Source organism: Acetobacter oryzoeni (assembly GCF_004014775.2).
In the GTDB taxonomy this organism is placed as follows: Bacteria; Pseudomonadota; Alphaproteobacteria; order Acetobacterales; family Acetobacteraceae; genus Acetobacter; species Acetobacter oryzoeni.
Window position 1 is genome coordinate 471272 of record NZ_CP042808.1, and the last position, 16058, is coordinate 487329.

At 53.8% G+C, this 16058-nt stretch carries 18 protein-coding genes and 1 tRNA gene; 9 read left to right on the top strand and 10 right to left on the bottom strand.

Annotation, left to right across the window (positions count from 1 at the left end; genetic code table 11):
- Window positions 1-5 precede the first annotated feature (5 nt).
- The gene (aldA, locus tag EOV40_RS02295) at window positions 6-1454 is read left to right on the top strand and encodes an aldehyde dehydrogenase (protein ID WP_128104925.1); all 1449 of its coding nucleotides are present in this window, start codon (window positions 6-8) and stop codon (window positions 1452-1454) included.
- Window positions 1455-1555: 101 nt separating this feature from the next.
- On the opposite strand, the gene EOV40_RS02300 is transcribed toward aldA, so the two are convergent.
- From EOV40_RS02300 to EOV40_RS02315, 4 genes are all read right to left on the bottom strand, one after another.
- Window positions 1556-2860, bottom strand: a complete 1305-nt coding sequence (locus tag EOV40_RS02300) for a c-type cytochrome (protein ID WP_128104926.1) — start codon at window positions 2858-2860, stop codon at window positions 1556-1558.
- A 4-nt stretch (window positions 2861-2864) separates the two neighbouring features.
- Window positions 2865-5057 carry a xanthine dehydrogenase family protein molybdopterin-binding subunit gene (locus EOV40_RS02305; protein WP_128104927.1) on the bottom strand — a complete coding sequence of 731 codons (2193 nt, stop codon included), beginning with the start codon at window positions 5055-5057 and terminating at the stop codon, window positions 2865-2867.
- Window positions 5054-5515: a (2Fe-2S)-binding protein gene (locus EOV40_RS02310; protein WP_050819239.1), complete on the bottom strand. Its 462-nt coding sequence runs from the start codon at window positions 5513-5515 to the stop codon at window positions 5054-5056. Before EOV40_RS02310 ends, EOV40_RS02305 begins: the two co-directional genes overlap by 4 nt.
- 104 nt (window positions 5516-5619) lie before the next feature.
- Entirely contained in the window at window positions 5620-6702 is a 1083-nt protein-coding gene (locus tag EOV40_RS02315; RefSeq protein ID WP_128104928.1) for a glycosyltransferase family 61 protein, read from the bottom strand.
- 107 nt (window positions 6703-6809) lie between these two features.
- Between EOV40_RS02315 and EOV40_RS02320 the strand changes: the two genes are divergently transcribed.
- On the top strand, window positions 6810-7907 hold the full coding sequence (locus EOV40_RS02320) for a class I SAM-dependent methyltransferase (RefSeq protein ID WP_128104929.1): 1098 nt from the start codon (window positions 6810-6812) through the stop codon (window positions 7905-7907).
- A gap of 14 nt (window positions 7908-7921) precedes the next feature.
- Here EOV40_RS02320 and EOV40_RS02325 read toward each other — a convergent pair whose 3' ends face one another.
- Window positions 7922-8149, bottom strand: coding sequence for a hypothetical protein (locus EOV40_RS02325; RefSeq protein ID WP_128104930.1), 228 nt, complete (start codon window positions 8147-8149; stop codon window positions 7922-7924).
- A 108-nt stretch (window positions 8150-8257) separates the two neighbouring features.
- Between EOV40_RS02325 and EOV40_RS02330 the strand changes: the two genes are divergently transcribed.
- Window positions 8258-9013, top strand: coding sequence for an HNH endonuclease (locus tag EOV40_RS02330; protein WP_128104931.1), 756 nt, complete (start codon window positions 8258-8260; stop codon window positions 9011-9013).
- Window positions 9014-9042: 29 nt separating this feature from the next.
- Here EOV40_RS02330 and EOV40_RS02335 read toward each other — a convergent pair whose 3' ends face one another.
- A complete protein-coding gene (locus EOV40_RS02335) occupies window positions 9043-10311 on the bottom strand; it encodes an MFS transporter (protein ID WP_128104932.1) in 1269 nt (422 codons plus the stop codon).
- A 273-nt stretch (window positions 10312-10584) separates the two neighbouring features.
- Here EOV40_RS02335 and EOV40_RS02340 point away from each other — a divergent pair, with 273 nt between their 5' ends.
- From EOV40_RS02340 to EOV40_RS02345, 3 genes are all read left to right on the top strand, one after another.
- Window positions 10585-10827, top strand: a complete 243-nt coding sequence (locus tag EOV40_RS02340) for a hypothetical protein (protein WP_050819245.1) — start codon at window positions 10585-10587, stop codon at window positions 10825-10827.
- A 341-nt stretch (window positions 10828-11168) separates the two neighbouring features.
- Window positions 11169-11318 (top strand): hypothetical protein, encoded by a 150-nt coding sequence (locus tag EOV40_RS14940; RefSeq protein WP_167506841.1) that lies wholly within the window; start codon window positions 11169-11171, stop codon window positions 11316-11318.
- 132 nt (window positions 11319-11450) lie between these two features.
- Window positions 11451-12305, top strand: coding sequence for a hypothetical protein (locus EOV40_RS02345; RefSeq protein ID WP_128104933.1), 855 nt, complete (start codon window positions 11451-11453; stop codon window positions 12303-12305).
- 430 nt (window positions 12306-12735) lie between these two features.
- Here EOV40_RS02345 and EOV40_RS02350 read toward each other — a convergent pair.
- A tRNA-Ala gene (locus EOV40_RS02350) sits at window positions 12736-12811 on the bottom strand.
- Between the two features lie 135 nt (window positions 12812-12946).
- On the opposite strand from EOV40_RS02350, the gene EOV40_RS02355 reads away from it, so the two are divergent.
- Together EOV40_RS02355 and EOV40_RS02360 are read left to right on the top strand one after the other, a co-directional pair.
- On the top strand, window positions 12947-13243 hold the full coding sequence (locus EOV40_RS02355; RefSeq protein WP_020944560.1) for a YggT family protein: 297 nt from the start codon (window positions 12947-12949) through the stop codon (window positions 13241-13243).
- 5 nt (window positions 13244-13248) lie between these two features.
- Window positions 13249-13695, top strand: a complete 447-nt coding sequence (locus tag EOV40_RS02360) for a hypothetical protein (RefSeq protein ID WP_208729240.1) — start codon at window positions 13249-13251, stop codon at window positions 13693-13695.
- Between the two features lie 100 nt (window positions 13696-13795).
- On the opposite strand, the gene EOV40_RS02365 is transcribed toward EOV40_RS02360, so the two are convergent.
- On the bottom strand, window positions 13796-13975 hold the full coding sequence (locus EOV40_RS02365) for a hypothetical protein (protein ID WP_128104935.1): 180 nt from the start codon (window positions 13973-13975) through the stop codon (window positions 13796-13798).
- Between the two features lie 265 nt (window positions 13976-14240).
- Between EOV40_RS02365 and EOV40_RS02370 the strand changes: the two genes are divergently transcribed.
- Window positions 14241-14429, top strand: coding sequence for a hypothetical protein (locus tag EOV40_RS02370; protein ID WP_128104936.1), 189 nt, complete (start codon window positions 14241-14243; stop codon window positions 14427-14429).
- A 66-nt stretch (window positions 14430-14495) separates the two neighbouring features.
- Here the strand turns inward: EOV40_RS02370 and EOV40_RS02375 are convergent, their stop codons facing one another.
- Window positions 14496-15296 (bottom strand): hypothetical protein, encoded by an 801-nt coding sequence (locus tag EOV40_RS02375; RefSeq protein WP_128104937.1) that lies wholly within the window; start codon window positions 15294-15296, stop codon window positions 14496-14498.
- 32 nt (window positions 15297-15328) lie between these two features.
- Window positions 15329-16015: a YoaK family protein gene (locus EOV40_RS02380; protein WP_128104938.1), complete on the bottom strand. Its 687-nt coding sequence runs from the start codon at window positions 16013-16015 to the stop codon at window positions 15329-15331.
- Window positions 16016-16058: the final 43 nt, after the last annotated feature.

Genomic DNA, 16058 nt, shown 5'->3' on the forward strand with positions numbered 1-16058 from the left:
ATCTCATGGCTGATGTTAAACAGCAGGATCTGTTCATCAATAATGAATGGGTAAAACCCACATCTGGCAATTACACACCCATTAAAAGCCCCGCTACGGGGGAAGAAGTTGGCCAATCCGCAGAAGGCAACCCGCAGGATGTAGATAAAGCCGTGGCTGCCGCAAAAGCTGCCTTTAAGGGCTGGAGCAGCAAACCCGCCAGCCAGCGGGCCGATTATCTTTACGCGCTTAAAAACCTTGTAGAGCGGGACAAGGAACGTCTGGCCACCATTATTACATCAGAAATGGGCAAACCCATTAAGGAAGCCCGCGCCGAGGTAGATTTTGCCGCTGGCCTGCTGCGCTTTGCTGCAGAAAATGCCCGCAGGCTTCAGGGGGAAATCATTCCCGGTGAGCGTGAAGGTGAAAAAATCCTGATCGACCGCGTGCCGCACGGTGTGGTGGGGGCCATTGCTGCTTGGAACTTCCCGCTGGCTTTGTGTGCGCGTAAAATTGCACCAGCACTGGCTGCGGGCAACACCATTGTTCTCAAACCTGCTGATGGCACACCGCTTTCTGGCCTGGCACTGGCCGAACTGGTGCAGGAAGCCGGTATTCCCGCCGGTGTGGTGAATGTGGTTACGGGCAGCGGCCAGGGTGTGGGCGTGCCACTGGTGGCGCATAAGGACACCCCGCTGATTACCATGACAGGCTCTACCCCCGCGGGTAAGAAAATCATGGCTGCCGCAGCCGAACACCTTAAGGAAGTGCGGCTGGAGCTGGGCGGTAAAGCACCTTTTATTGTCATGGAAGATGCAGATATTCCCGCAGCGGTGGAAGCCGCCGTTACGGCACGCTTCTTCAACGGCGGGCAGGTGTGCACAGCCAATGAGCGCACCTACGTGCATGAAGATGTGTATGACCGCTTTACCACGGCGCTGAAAGATCGCATTGCCAGCCTGAAGGTGGGTGACCCGATGGATGATGCCACAGATATGGGCCCCAAGGTAAACGAAACCGAGCTGGAAAAAGTGGATGGCATTGTGCAAAAAGCCATATCACAGGGTGCAAAGCTGGAACTGGGTGGTAAACGCCTAACGGGTGGCGCCTTTGATAAAGGCACCTTCTATGCCCCCACATTGCTAACAGACATTACCCCGGATATGGACATTGTGCAGGACGAGGTATTTGGCCCCGTGCTCTCCCTTATCAAGGTGAAAGACTTTGATGAGGCCCTAACCCGCGCCAATGATAGCCGCTATGGGCTTTCTGCCTATCTGTTCACTAACGATCTTTCCCGCATCCTGCGTATGGGCCGGGAACTGGACTTTGGGGAAATTTACGTCAACCGTGGATCGGGTGAAGAACCGCAGGGCTTCCACCACGGATACCGTGAAAGCGGATTGGGGGGTGAGGATGGCCAGCACGGGCTGGAAGCCTATGTGCGCACCAAAACCATTTATCTGAACGCCTAATATCCAAACTCTGCCATGCAACATACTTTAAGCGTGGCAGATACAAAAAACCGTGCCGGAGCAGAACGCACCCGGCACGGTTTTTGTGTTTTTAGAAAAGATCAGTCCTGATCTTTTTTAATCTGCTCAACCTGTTTTTCCAGATCATGCGGTTGGGCTGTGGTAAAGTGTGTCATTACAAACGCGGCAATATCGGCCAGATCACGGTTGCTGAGGCCACCACCTGTAAAGTGCGGCATAATCTGCACGCCCGTTGCGGTTTGCAGGCCCGTGCCATTTACCAAAACCTGTATCAGATTACGGCCATTATCCGCACCTAATGAGCGCCCACCTGCAATGCTGGCAAAGCTGCTTTGCCGGCCTGTGCCATCTGGCAAATGGCAGCCCGCACAGGCTGATGCATAAAGCCGCGCGCCACGGCTGTTTTGTGGCAGGCTGACATCTCCGCTGGCCGTGTTGCGGAAGGTTACGGAATCCTGCGGTGTGCTCACAGGTTTTGTGCTGCGCAGATACGTTACCATAGCCTGAATATCCGCCGGCGTCAGGTGGCGCAGGCTGTGGCCAATAACATCCGCCATATCGCCAGATGCCGTGCCGTGGCCATCTGCATGGCCGGTGGAAAGGTATTGCGCCAGTTCGGCATTTGTCCAGCCGCCAATACCGGTTTTGGTATCGGACGAAATGTTATAGATGCGCCAGCCGTTCAGCATATTGCCGCCAAACGCCTTGCTGGTTGAAAGCCCAAAGGTGAGCGTGCGCGGGCTGTGGCAATCTGCGCAATGGCCGGGGCCTTCTACAAGCCAGCGGCCACGGTTCCATTGGTCGGATTTGGTGGTATCATCCGGGTAGGCAGAAGCCGGGCCGTTTACGATGTTCCAGAAAATCATCAAACTGCGTATGGAAAAAGGAAAACGCAGCTTGTTTTCTGGCGCTGCGCTGGCAGATGTGGGCAATGTGGCCAAATAGGCCCGAATATCGCGCACATCCTGATCACTCAGGCGGGAATACGCAGGGTAGGGCATGGCAGGGTAAAGGTGCTTGCCACCGGGGGAAACACCCTGCTTTACGGCGGCAACAAACTCCTCATCGCTCCATGCGCCAACGCCGTGCTGCTTATCCGCCGTAATGTTGGTGGAATACACCACACCCATGCCCGGCAACTTAAACGCCCGCCCGCCTGCATAGGGCATGCCGCCGGGTGCGGTGTGGCAGACCTCGCAATCCGATGCACGGGTGAGGTACTGGCCGCGTTCCACCGGTGTGTTGCCGGGTGTGCCATCTTCCGCCGCATTGGCATGGGCTGCGTGTGTGGGCACGTATAAGGTTGCCAGCAACAGGGCCGCTAAGATGACTTTGCCAGAAAAGGAAACACGTTTTGCGGGTGAGAAAGAAAAAGCGTGTGTCATGTTCTTATTCTTTCCCTTCCGTGTTGCGGGCAGAAAGCAGGGGCAGGCTGCGGTAACGCCGCCCCTGTGCCGCCGCCATGGCGTTGGCCAGCAGCGGAGCTGCGGCGGCGGTACCAACCTCACCAATACCACCGGGGTCTTCCTTGCTGGGCATCACCACCACATCAATGCGGCGTGGGGCCTCGTTCATGCGCATTACGCGCCATGTATTGAAGTTTTGCTGCTGCACACGCCCGTTTTCCAGCGTGATCTCGTTATACATGGCGGCAGAAAAACCAAAAATCAGCCCGCCCTCTATTTGCGCAATCACTTGGTCCGGGTTGATAACCTGCCCGCAATCCACGGCTGCGGTTACGCGGTGGATAATCACTTCATCCGGGCTGGGCATTTCAATTTCTGCAATGCTGGCCATGTAGGATCCAAATGCAAACTGCAAGGCCACACCGCGCGCGCGGCCTTTGGGCACGGGTGTGCCCCAGCCTGCATCTGCTGCCGCGCGTTCCAGCACCGCCAGCGCGCGCGGGTTGTTTTGCACCATGGCGCGCCGATAAGCCACCGGGTCTGCCCCCGCGCGGGCGGCCAGTTCATCTATAAACCCTTCCACCACAAACAGGCCGCGTGTGCCACCCACGCCACGCCACCATGCGGTGGTGATGCCGGGGGCCTCGCGCCGCGCAAACTCCAGCCGATACGCGGGGTAGGTGTAGGGTGTGACCACCGTGGCAAGGGAGAGGTCTTCATCATACCCATCCTTTGTCAGTTCTGGCGGGTCCCACCGTGCCACCACGGCCGGGCCGACAATGCGATGTTGCAGCGCGGTGATATACCCTTTGTCATCCAGCGCGGCTGTGAGCTTATCAACATAGGCCGGGCGATATCTGTCCTTCGTGATATCTTCTTCCCGGCTCCAGACAATTTTCAGCGGGTAGGGCACCTGTTTTGCAAACTGCACGCACTGGGTGACGTATTCATGCTCCAGCCTGCGGCCAAAACCGCCGCCAATATACTGGCTGTGCACCGTAATTTTGCTGGCGGGCAGGCCGGTTATTTCGGCTGCGGTATCTCGCGCGCGTTCGGCCACCTGTGTGCCCACCCATACATCACACCCATCTGGCCGCACATGGGCGGTGCAGTTTATGGGCTCCATGGGGGAATGGGCCAGCAGGGGTTGTTGATAGGTGGCTGTGTAGGTTGCACCAGCTTTGCCAATCACACCCGGCGCATCTGCCTTGGCGTTGGCCACAATGGCCGGGCCGTTTAGCCCTGCGTGCAGATCATCATAAATGGTCTGGGTGGTAATGGCGGCGTTTTTTCCAAAATCCCATTGAATATGCAGGGCTTTCAGGCCCTTGCGTGCGGCCCAGTAATGCTCTGCCACCACGCATACGGTATCTTTATTATCCGTTACCAGCACAGCGTGTACGCCATTTACGGCCAAGGCGGCGTTGCGGTTCATGCTGCGCACAGTGCCACCCTGAACGGGGCAGGCGGTCACGGTGCCAACTTTCATGCCCGGTACCTGCACATCCATGCCAAAGCGGGCGGTGCCATCTACCTTGATCTGGCTATCCAGCCGATGGTGCTTGCGGCCAACTAGCGTGTAATTGGCAGCATCTTTTAATTTTGGCTTTTTGGGCACGGGCAGCTTGGCGGCAGCTTCTGCTACATCGCCAAACGGCACGGTGCGGCCAGAGGGCGCATGCACTACGGCCCCGTTGGCGGTTGTGCAGCTTTCTGGCGCAACGCCCCAGCGTGAGGCCGCAGCCTGCACCAGCATGGTGCGCGCTGCCGCACCAGCCTGGCGCAATGGCAACCATTCTGTCATGACAGAGGTAGAACCACCGGTAATTTCCGCCCCGCCACCGGGGGGTGCAGCTTCTATCTGCACGGCAAACGGGTCTATCCCCAGTTCTTCCGCCATCAGCATCACGGATGATGTGTAAATACCTTGCCCCATCTCGATATTTGGTAAAATGAGGGTGATGGTATTATCTGCGGCAATACGAATAAACGCATTGGGTGCAAAAGGGGTGGCAACACCTTCTACCAGCACGCCGGTGCCTGCCTGTGTGGCCTGCGCTGCCCGCCCACGCGGTGTGGGCCACAGCGTTGCCAGCAATAATGCGCCGCCCGCTTGCAGCACGCGTCTGCGGCCGGTTTTTAGCCGCGCGGTGGATGAGGGGGAATGTGTGCTCATGCCAGTTCTCCCGCCGCGTGGTGAATGGCTGCGCGAATACGCATATACGTGCCACAGCGGCACATATTGCCAGACATGGCGCTGTCTATCTGTTCATCCGTGGGGTTGGGGGTGGTACGCAGCAGGGCCACGGCGGCCATAATCTGCCCCGGCTGGCAGTATCCGCACTGCACCACATCCAGCGCCACCCACGCAGATTTGATAGCCCGCACAACCGGGTCTGCCATATCCAGCCCTTCTGGCGTGGTAATGGCGCGCTCTCCCACCAGCCCAACGGGCAGGTTGCACGCACGCACGGCCTTGCCATCTACATACACGGTGCAGGCCCCACATTGGGCAATGCCACAGCCAAATTTGGCGGCATTCAAGCCCAGAATATCGCGCAACACCCAGAGCAACGGCGTGTCGGCATCAACGTCCACGCTGTGCGGCTGGCCGTTTATCACAAGGGTTGGCATAAGGGGGAGCTCCTGCTGGTGGTTTGTTACGTATGAAAAACCACCCTAACACTTTCGGAACAGAAACGGAATCTTCTTGATTATATATGCAAAAATATAGACAGCTATCTTAAGCCCATCTGCCCTTTGCGCCATTGCAGCAACGTGTGCGCGTGGCCAACAATTTGATCTACCGGCAGGGGCAGGCTGGCGGGTGTGTAGTGGTCTTCATGCGCAACGCCGGTTTCCACCTTGTCTGCCCAATACTGCAAACCGCCCTGAATACACATGGCCAGAAAACACGGGTTGAGGTGGTGGCTGGGCACCAGTTCGTACACCAGCGTGCCGGGCTGGCACCATGCCACATTGGCAAGGCCCGCGCCCAAAAAGCCCACCACCATATCGGCCTGTGCAAACAGGTCTATCTGTTGGGCCACGGGCAGGCGTTCTGGGCGCACGCGGGCAAAGCCCAGTGTGGTTAAGGCCTCTGCCAACTCGGCCTCGTTAGGCATGCGGCGGTTTGTGGCCTCACCGCGTTCCAAAAACAGGTAGCGCCCGCGTTTGGGCGTGGTGCTGGCGGCCTGACGTAACGCGGCATAGGCTGCAAGTGATGTTGCAGATGCCGTAAAATCCGTTTTGCCGCGCACAAAATCTGTATACACCACGCGGGGGAAGGCGTAGCGCGTGCCGGGCTGTGTGATCAGCCGCCGCTCAGGCGCCAGCCCGGCAAGGGTTACAAACTGCTCCTGCCACGCGGTAAGGGGCGGCAGCAAAAACACATCGTTCTGCCCGGCATGTTTTAGAAAATAGTAAAGTGCCGGAACCGTGTGTGCCACCCAGTGATAGTAATTGGTGTTCCAGTGGTCAAACCCGGCCCATGCGGTGCAATGGTGTTGCTCCACCGGTGTGCTGGCGGGGGCTGCGTGCCAGCGTTTGAGCGCATCTGGCCCTTGGGTATAAACCGTATCATGCAAAGGGTGGCCTTTCCACGCAAACAGGGCCAGCGCGGGGTCAAACACTGCGGGGCCAAAGCTGTAGCGGTATATGGGTGGGGTATCTGTGTGCCAGTCTGTCAGCAGGCTGTGGGTGCCATCGGGCAGGGTGCCCCCAAAGGCGAAGGTGCCCCCAATGCGGGATGAGGTTTCAATTAACCCCCGGCCTCCAGCAGCCTGAAAGATACAAGGAAAAGCAGAAAGAGGCACAGACATGGCGGGGGGCTTTAGCGTTTGGCAAGGGTGTGCCAAGTATAGGGGTGGGGCTTGGGTTCAGGCAATAGGGCGGAACTTTGGCGCGCACAGTATGCAAGGTAGAGCGGATGCAAGACGGTTCCTATAACGAAGTGCCACTTATCAGAACACCGGTTTTTAAAACCCCAGCGGATGATATGGCCTACTGGCAGGCCAACCCGGATGTGGCCGCGTGTGGGCTTTCTGCCCCCCAGCATTATGCCCAGTATGGCCAGCATGAAGGGCGTATGCAGGCTGCCAATCAGGATCTGGTGGCCGCCATGCGTGAACGCAAGCTGGAGCGCATTGCCTTCCGCCAGAACCCCGTAACACCACGCACCTATGGCCAGCCCGCCAATTACATGACAGACGCCATAAGGCAGGAGTTCCATATTCCGCCTTTTCCGCCCATTTCGGCCCATAATTACGGCGGCTATATTGCGGGCCTGCAAAAAGAACACCCGGATTGGATGTTTCTGGATGTGGGGGCCGGGCTGCGTGATACCGTAACCGAGCAGATGGTGAATGTGGATGTGTTTCCCGCCCTGAGCACCGATGTGGTATGTGTGGGCGAAAACCTGCCTTTTGCCGATGCCCAGTTTGATTTTGTGCTGTGTGCCGCAACGTTAGAACACACCAAGCGCCCGTGGGAGGTTGCGGCCGAAATCTGCCGTGTGCTGAAACCCGGCGGCATTGTGCGCATAGATTATCCGTTCTTGCAGCCTGTGCACGGCTATCCCTCACACTACTTTAACGCCACGCCTGAAGGAAATATCAGCCTTTTTGAAAAATGGTGTGATATCCAGTACTGCATTGTAGAAGACCACTTCCACCCCATTCATGCCCTGCGCTGGATGATGGAGGACTGGAAAAACGGCCTGCCAGATGATGCCAAAGCCCAGTTTGGCAATATGCGGGTGGATGACTTTTTATCTTCCGCCATCCCGGACATGATGCAGCAACCCTTTTGCACGGAACTAAGCCCGGAAGCCAAAAAGGTGATTTGCGCCGGTTCTACGCTGGAGGGTGTTAAAAAGCAGGGCCCGCAGTTTTATGGCAGCTTGCGGGAAGAACATCTGGCGCAGGAAGTGCAGCAGGCCCGGCGGGATGTGGAGATCATGCGGGCTTCCTCATCATGGAAACTCACAGCCCCATTGCGTAAGGTTGTTGGTCTGCGGCGTAAATAAGGGCCGTTGCCGTATTAACCAAAAAACAGCGGGTAAACAAATATCCACATACCCATAACCAGCAAGATGCCCGCAATAACCATAGGCAGTGCAACGGTTACCATAGGCCCAAAACGCGTGGGCCGTTCTGGTGGCAACCCGGCATTTTGGTTAACTTGCGCCACACGGGCATCAATTTCTGCGTCTATGGGGTCTTCCTCTGTCCAGTTCTCTTCAGGCGTGGGGGAGGGAGCATTTATCATGTGTGATCCTTGTGGGGATGAGGAAGAGGCCGAGGGAAAGATGTAGCGTATGTTTTGGGTGTATTGGGATATTGATTAAAGAATATGAAGATTTGATACGAGAAAAATATGAAACACCAGCCAAAAACCCCTTCTCGTAATCCTGCATGGACACGTGATGAGCTTATTCTGGCTTTAAACCTTTACCTTGAATGTAACGGCGCTTTTCCAGCTAAGGGGGATGCCCGTGTGCAAGAGTTAAGCGATCTTCTTAATAAGTTTTGGAGGTTGCAAGGATATTCTGGCGCCACACTACGTAATACAAATGGCGTGGCAATGAAGTTAATGAACTTTCGTGTTCATGATCCAAAATATGCTGAATTAAAAGGATTGAAAGCAGGCAATAAGTTAGAAAAAGAGGTGTGGGAAGAATTTGCAAACCAACCGGATGATCTGAAAAAAACAGCCCAAGCGATTTGTGATATTATTCAAAACCCTCAGGAAGCAGAGGAAGCCCTTGCCCCAGAACAAGAAATAGAAGCAGAAGCCGTAGAAGGGCAGTTACTTACCCACCTGCATGTGCGGCGTGAGCGTTCTAAAAAACTTATTGCACAGAAAAAGAAAGCCGTTTTAGAAAATTTAGGGCAATTGGTATGCGAAGCTTGTGGCTTTGATTTTCAAAAACGCTACGGTGAAAGAGGCGCGGGTTTTATAGAATGCCACCACACCAAGCCTCTTTCTGATTTGCCAGAAGAACGCACAACGCGGCTAAGTGATCTCGCGCTTTTGTGTGCGAACTGCCACCGTATGATTCATGCAAAGCGTCCGTGGTTAAGCATTCCAGACCTTAGGGATATGATAAAAAAGGCATCTCAGCCGCATTAAAAATATTTTCCTAACCGGGGTGGAGGGCTTTAGCGTTTCTGCCCGGTTTCATGCAGCAGAAAGGTCAGCACGCCTGCCAGCACAATACCGGCCAGCCCAAAGCTGAAGCCCTCTGTAAAGTCTGCCCCGTTAAGTGGCCGCCCATGCCCCAGATGTTGCAGGAATGCGGCAAACAGCGGAGAGACAATGGCGCTCATAACAAACACCAAAAAGTTAATGGCCCCTGTGGCGCTGCCCTTTACATCATCGGCATTCACTTCCTTGATGATGGTGTAAGGGATCATGGCCGCACCGGAAGAAAAGCCCAGCAGCAAAGCCAGCACATAAGGCGGAAAGGTGTTGCCCGGCAGGTAGATAATGGCTGCAACCGTAAGCGCCATAACAATAATGCCGCCCAGCAACACGGGTTTTCTGCGCCCGATCTTGTCTGTTAAATAACCAAGGGCAGGGCAGCCAAACATCCAGCCCACTGGCACCATGGCGGCGCGCATCACGGCCTCATGGTACCCAACGTGCCAGCTTTGGGTTAAAAACGTAATGCCCCATGTCATGCTGCCCACGGTGGTGGGTAAAAACAGCAGCCCCGCACACAGGCCGCACAGATAAGACTGCGGGTTGGTGAGCACGCTTTTATACGGCGCAAACATGGAACCAGAAGCCGGGGCCACATGTGCGGTGTCTGCCTTTTTTTCCTGCGGAGTCATGACAAACAGAAAAACGGCTATCAGGGCAATAAGCAGCCCGGTATCAATCCAGTAAAAATGCCAGTTGATGACACCATGTATCAGCCATGCCACGGTAGATTGCCCCATGGCGCCACCCAGCATGCCCGCGCACTGCGTGGCCCCCACAGCCGTGGCCAAATACTTTTTGGGAAAACCCCGCGCCGCCAGGTAAACCGCGCCCACAAACGCAAAAGCCGAGCCCGCACCCTGCATAAGGCGGCCAAGGCTTGCCATCCATTCTTCCCCCCATCCAAACAGGCAGGTGCCAATGGCCAGCACCAGCGCCCCAAACGAGATGGTATATTTGGCCCCCCACCGGTCCACCGCAGCGCCAGAAATAATGGAGCAGAAAGAATAGGTGTAATAATACAGCCCGAGTAAGGACCCCAAACCCACCGTAGTTAGCCCAAAGGCGGAAACAAGCTCGCTCACCATCACGCTGGGGGCAGAGCGGGTTGAGTATTGCAGAAGATAAAAAACCAGGCACAAAAACCATGCAATAATATAGGGTGTCTGGATTGAAGTTGTGGGTTTATGTGTTGGCGGCGGCGGGGTGTTAATATTGGCAGGCATCTTTATCTTCCACACTTTTTACGTTATCAATAAGAAATATTCCGAAAATCTATATATAAATTTTCATTCCTATACACTGACAACACTTATCTGGTCTGGCGTGTTCTGCCAGAAAGAGGCAACACAATTTTCAGAGACAACTTACACCTAACATAGACATGTCTGGGCTGAAATTGATGTATGTCTTTTAGGGTGGAAGAGGCCCGGCATTGATACGGCGGCCAGCTGCGTTCATGATACAGCAGAAAAAAGACACAACAGGATAAGTTCAAGATGACAGAAGATGAAGCCCGTATGCTGGTTGGCACAGAACTAGACCCGCAAAAACTTTACATGCAGGTTGAAGGGCTGAAAGATGTTTTAAAGCTTGCCGTAAGTGGCCTGCCCCCGCAAAGTTTGAAAAACCTGCGTGATGCACTTGAAGAAGTATGCGCAGGCAGTGTGGAAATTCCGGGAATGGCCGAAGCGCTAGAAATAGTAAAAGAACATTCAGCCGAAGCACCGCATGTACAGTAAGGTGCCTGAATGTTATATGGTTTCTATAAAATCGTTTTATACACTGTAGATATATAAAAACAGGGCCTCTCTTTGCGGAGAGGGCCTGTTCAAACCGTTTAGCTGTTTAAGAGATTAAGCAGAGCGTGCCAGCTTTTCTGCTGTTGGCTGTGTGTTGATAAGGTAAGGGCCAGCCGCACGGATGGTGAGGGTGCTCATGAACACCCAGACAAGGCGTTTCTTATTACTCAGACAGGCCAGTCCTTTGCATCGGGCAATGCGTTTTATAATTGGTTCAAGAAATGCGCCATCAAGGCAGGCGTACAGGCAAAGCTAGGACCGCATAGACAGCAGCCCGGCGCTTGACTGAAGCTGGATACACGCCATCAGAAACTCAGGCCATTACCGGCCATAACACGCTCTCAGAAGTGGAGCGTTACACCAGAGGAGCCAATCAAAAATTGCTGGCTGAATCTGCATGGAAAAAGTTGGGAAGCATGAAGTTAGGATAGTCTCAAAAGGCTGAAAAATAAGTGTATGTGAAAACTTTATGGAAAATGATTTGATTTTTTAAGTCTAGGAATGAACATTTAGAAAATGTATTAAGTATCGGAAATATCATAAAATAAACTTAGGGAATTTAAATGTCGAACGATTTTAGTCAGAGCAATATAACACCTGAAGTAGCTTCTGTTATAGGAAACTTACAAGCAAAATCCGATAAAAATGCGGCAGAAAATATACGATTAAAAGAGCAAATCAATGATTTATTCGCCAGATTGAAACAGGAAAGGAAAGAACATTCCCTTTCCATTGAGGAGATGAAGAGGGATAGTGAATTTCAAAGTTTGCAAGTTAGAGATAAAATTAGAAACCTTGACCAAGAATACCAAGAGAAATTAAATGCTCTAACACTAGAAAAGCAAAGATTTACGGAAGAGTATCAAAGCAGAATTAGAGAAAATGCAAACTTATTTTTGGATGATACAGTTACAACATTAAGTAATAGAGAGCGTAATTTGTCTCTATTGTCTATTATTTGGTCTATTGCAGGTGCGTTTATTTTGACATTTGGATTAATGTGGGTGGTTTATATATCAATGCAGAACTCTGGAAAAATTGATTCTTCAATTAATTGGCCTTCATTGATATTTTATACTTTAAGAGGAGTTACAATTCTCACAATTGTTGGCTTTTTTGCACGGTATAATTTCATACAATCAGGAAATTATATGAGAGAAGCTCTCCGAGTTGATGATAGAATACATGGAATTAAATTTGGCCAGCTTTATATTGTAACATACGGAGCCTCAGCTGAATGGAAAGAGGTGAAGGAGGCATTGGCGAGTTGGAATGGGGAAGTGAAAGCAAGCTGGAATGATAATATTAACTTTGATGAATTGAATAAAAATCTTGCAACTATAGCTTCTTTTGTCGGGAAAAAAGATGAAAAAGATCTATCAAAAGATGCTAATGAGGGTGATAAAAATAAAAAGTGAATGTTTACAATTTCGATTTTGGGAATTGTTAAATATCAACAAGTGATAGAGATGTTGGTGACGAGTGAAAGTTTCTTGTCATCAACCATCGTGCTTTATTTGAGTTCCCTATATCAAACTGGTTGTTAGACGGCCCCATTGGCTTTCTAGCGCCAGAAAAATGGAGCCTAACTATGTGTACATCCGTCCGTATGATGCGCTCTACCTTCGATAGAGGTTTCTAGGGTGCAATTGATTGCGCGTTGTTTTGAGTTACGGCAGGGAAACTAATCAAAAACTGCTGGCTGAATCTGCATGGAAAAAGCTGGGAAGCATGAGCCCAGAACGGTCTAAAAAAGGCATGAAAAAAGAGGGGGTGTGAAAACTTTGTGAAGAAAGTTTACACTTTCCACCAAAAAACCCAATAAAAACAATGGGTTGAACAGGAGGGTGGTGGAGCTGAGGGGAATCGAACCCCTGACCTCCTCATTGCGAACGAGGCGCTCTCCCATCTGAGCTACAGCCCCGCCTGTTCCATAGATTTTTGGGTGTATAGGGCTTACCAATTTGCTGTCAAGCTGTATTGTAGGCGCCCAATGGCAGATATGCGGGCATGCCATAAGGGTGTGCCCGGTTTTTCAGCAAAGCAGGATTTGGCGTTCGTGTTTTTCGTTTTCATGCTGCTGATGCGGCTTCTGGAACTGTATAGCTGGGTGCTTCTGGCAGCCTGTATTTTTGTAAACCTGTATGCCTTTGGCATTCTGGATAGCCGCAACCAGATTGTCTGGAAAATAGGCGTGTTTCTGGAACGTATAACAGAACCCGTTCTGGCCCCTGTGCGGCGTATGCTGCCAATGCCGGGCGGCATGGACTTTAGCCCAATGGTGGTGCTGCTGATTATCCAGTATGTGCTACAGCCGGGGCTGGTCAGCCTGTTTCGTGCGCTGATGTATCATTAAATAACGTGCGGCGGCTGGCGTTGGCCCGGTTTGTTAGAAACGGAGCAACCGCCATGCCGCATCTTTTCCGCACATTGGGCCTGTTTTGCGCCACCATAGCCGCCACACCCGCTTTGGCGCAGGATACGCCACCCGCTACTTCCGCCCAAATATACACCGGCAGCATGGCCGGTGGCCAAGGCACCCTTAAACTGGTGCAAACGGGGGATGAAACCTTTGCCGAGGTTGCTGTTGTGGGCGATACCTGTGCAGGCTCGGCCGAGGGCGCAGCCACCCGCCACGGCAACACATGGGTGATGGTAACAGACCCCGAATACAACGGCCAATCCTGTCGCATCACCTTCCGCATGGGGCCACATGGGGTGGTGAGCAGCGAGGAACAGAACTGCGGGCCCTATCATAACGGGGCCTGCGCCTTTACCCACGCGCAACTGGCCCGCACAGCGCAGTAAGGCCGCGCTTTATACGCATGTGGGCACAAAAAAACCGCCGGGCCAATAAGGCTGCGGCGGCTTTTTTACAGCATGGCAGGTCAAAACCCGCCAGCCCACATTAGTGGTGAGAAGAAGACGCGTTCGGGTCTTTTTCAATGTGGGTCAGGCTGTAGCTGCACATCACGATAACCGGAACAAGAAAAGCGATAACAGCAGAACCCATAGCTGCAACATTCATGCCCAGGAAGTACAACATCAGATCCAGGCCCAGCAGCGCAATGCACAGAAACATGCCCATCCCAAAAACCCCTTATATAGTGTTCCGGCGGTAAAAGGGTTGCCGGGCCGGTGCCGTATCCATGCATCTCAAGCCCCGCAGATTCCACCGGAATCATGCCAAATCAAAACAGCGTCACACTTACTCTTTTGCCCCGCGTGGTCAACCGCTATCTGGGCATGGCGTTGTGGCGGGTAATGCTGGTCTGCTTTTGTGCGGGTTGTGGGTGGCTGTGGCGGCCCCAATGTTTAAGGTAGGCTTTACGCAAATAGGGAAAGAAATTTTTATGTCTGAAAAAACAGAAAACCATACCCACCACCTGCCATCCGCCACGGATATCAGCCGTGAAATAGAGCAGGTGAAGCGGGAATACGATATTGCGCTGAAGGATCGGCCAGAACACGCAAAAGCTTTGGGTGAGCGCCTGCGCAAGCTGGAAGCCCAGTTGCAGGAAGGCGCACGCGGCAAGGCCTGAAGCCCCCATAAAGCATATCGGGCGCGGGCATATCCCCGCAGCCCCTATGGTTTTAAACGCCCGGCCTTAGTGCTGGGCGTTGCTGTTTGGGGCCGCCGCAGCGGGTGTTGCCGCTTGCGCCTTGGCCGCCCAAGCGGCTGCCACGGCCTGCGGGCCTGTAAGTGTTTGAGAAACCGGAACAGCCTGTGCAGCCGGTGTGGCCTGCACCGCAGGCGTTGCGGCGGAAGATGGCGTGCCGGCAGAATCCGGCTGCGGGTTGAGAATGCGCTGCGGTTCTGGCGGCTCATAAACCGAATGCAGCGCACGCCTTTGCGCCTCTACACTGGGCTGATGAAAGGCCGAAACCGGGCCAAACCCGATCAGCCTGTCATGGAACCGGTTGGTGGATGCCACGGGGGAGCGGATGCAGCCTTTTACAACGGTAGAGCACGCGCCATCCGTGCCAATCATGCGGTCATTATCACCACTGTAATGCAGGTCATACACATGGCCATCCACCATGCGTATGGTGGCCACACAGGTTTTGCCCGCACCGCCAAAGGTGGTTTGTGTCATGTTCACAAATGTCTGGAGCGGAAACAGCGAGGAATCGTTGGTGGAAGGCATGTTGACCGAGCGCACGTACTGATAAATTGTGGTGTGGTCATCTATCTTCTGCGTTTTGTCGGGAATGCCCGCGCAGGCCTGTAAATCCTCATTTGTCATGCCAATTACGGCCAACTGGCCCTTATGGGCGGTGCGGCTATCTATATACCCACACCCCGCCAGCGTGGGCAGAAGTGCTATGGCCGCAAGCCCGCGGGCACGGCGCAGAGTGGAAAGAAAAGAGGCAGAAAAAGGCAGGGAGGGGCAGGGCAGAACGGTCATACTCTTTTTGTCGCAAATGGGTGGGGTGGTGTTCAGGGCGGCGTGTTATGGGCTTCGGCGCGGGCTATATCCAGATACAGTAAAATCAGTAAGGGCAGGGGCCAGATAAAGGGCAGCGGCACATGCCATGCCATGGCAAGGGTGCCACACAGTGCCCCAGCCGCAAACCCCAGCCAGGAAAGCCCCGGCAACAAAGCCGCCCCCGGTGGTGGGGGTTTAACAGTGCTGCCCGGCCAACGCGCCGCCAGTAATGTTGCCAGTGCCGAGGCACATTTGAGCAGGTTGCTGGTGATCACAATGGTTTGGATAGCACTGCCAGAAAAGCGGGCTATCGTTTCTCCCTGCACGGCCATAAGGGCGGGCAGCAGCACAAGGGCCAGCGTGCGGTGCCACGGCGTAAGCATGGCAATTTGCGTGGCCCCCAGCAGCACGCCCACACAGGCTATGCCAATGGCCGCCTGCCAGCGCAACCGCGCCAGAGTGGCCAGCATGGCCACCACAAAAAACGTGCCCAAAATACCCAGCAACATAAAGGCATGGGGCCAGATACCCCCAACAAGGGCGGCGGCCAGATGGGTTGTGTTGCCTGTCATGGCGGAGGCAAACAGCCCGCCCAGATACACAAAGCCCAGCGCATCTACATACCCGGCCAGAAGGTCCAGCACTAAAATGCGCCGCGCAGAAACCCGCACGGAGGAAGGAGGAGAAAGCTCAGCCATATTCACCCTTCAGCATACAGCGCCCTTACGTAAAATCCACCCG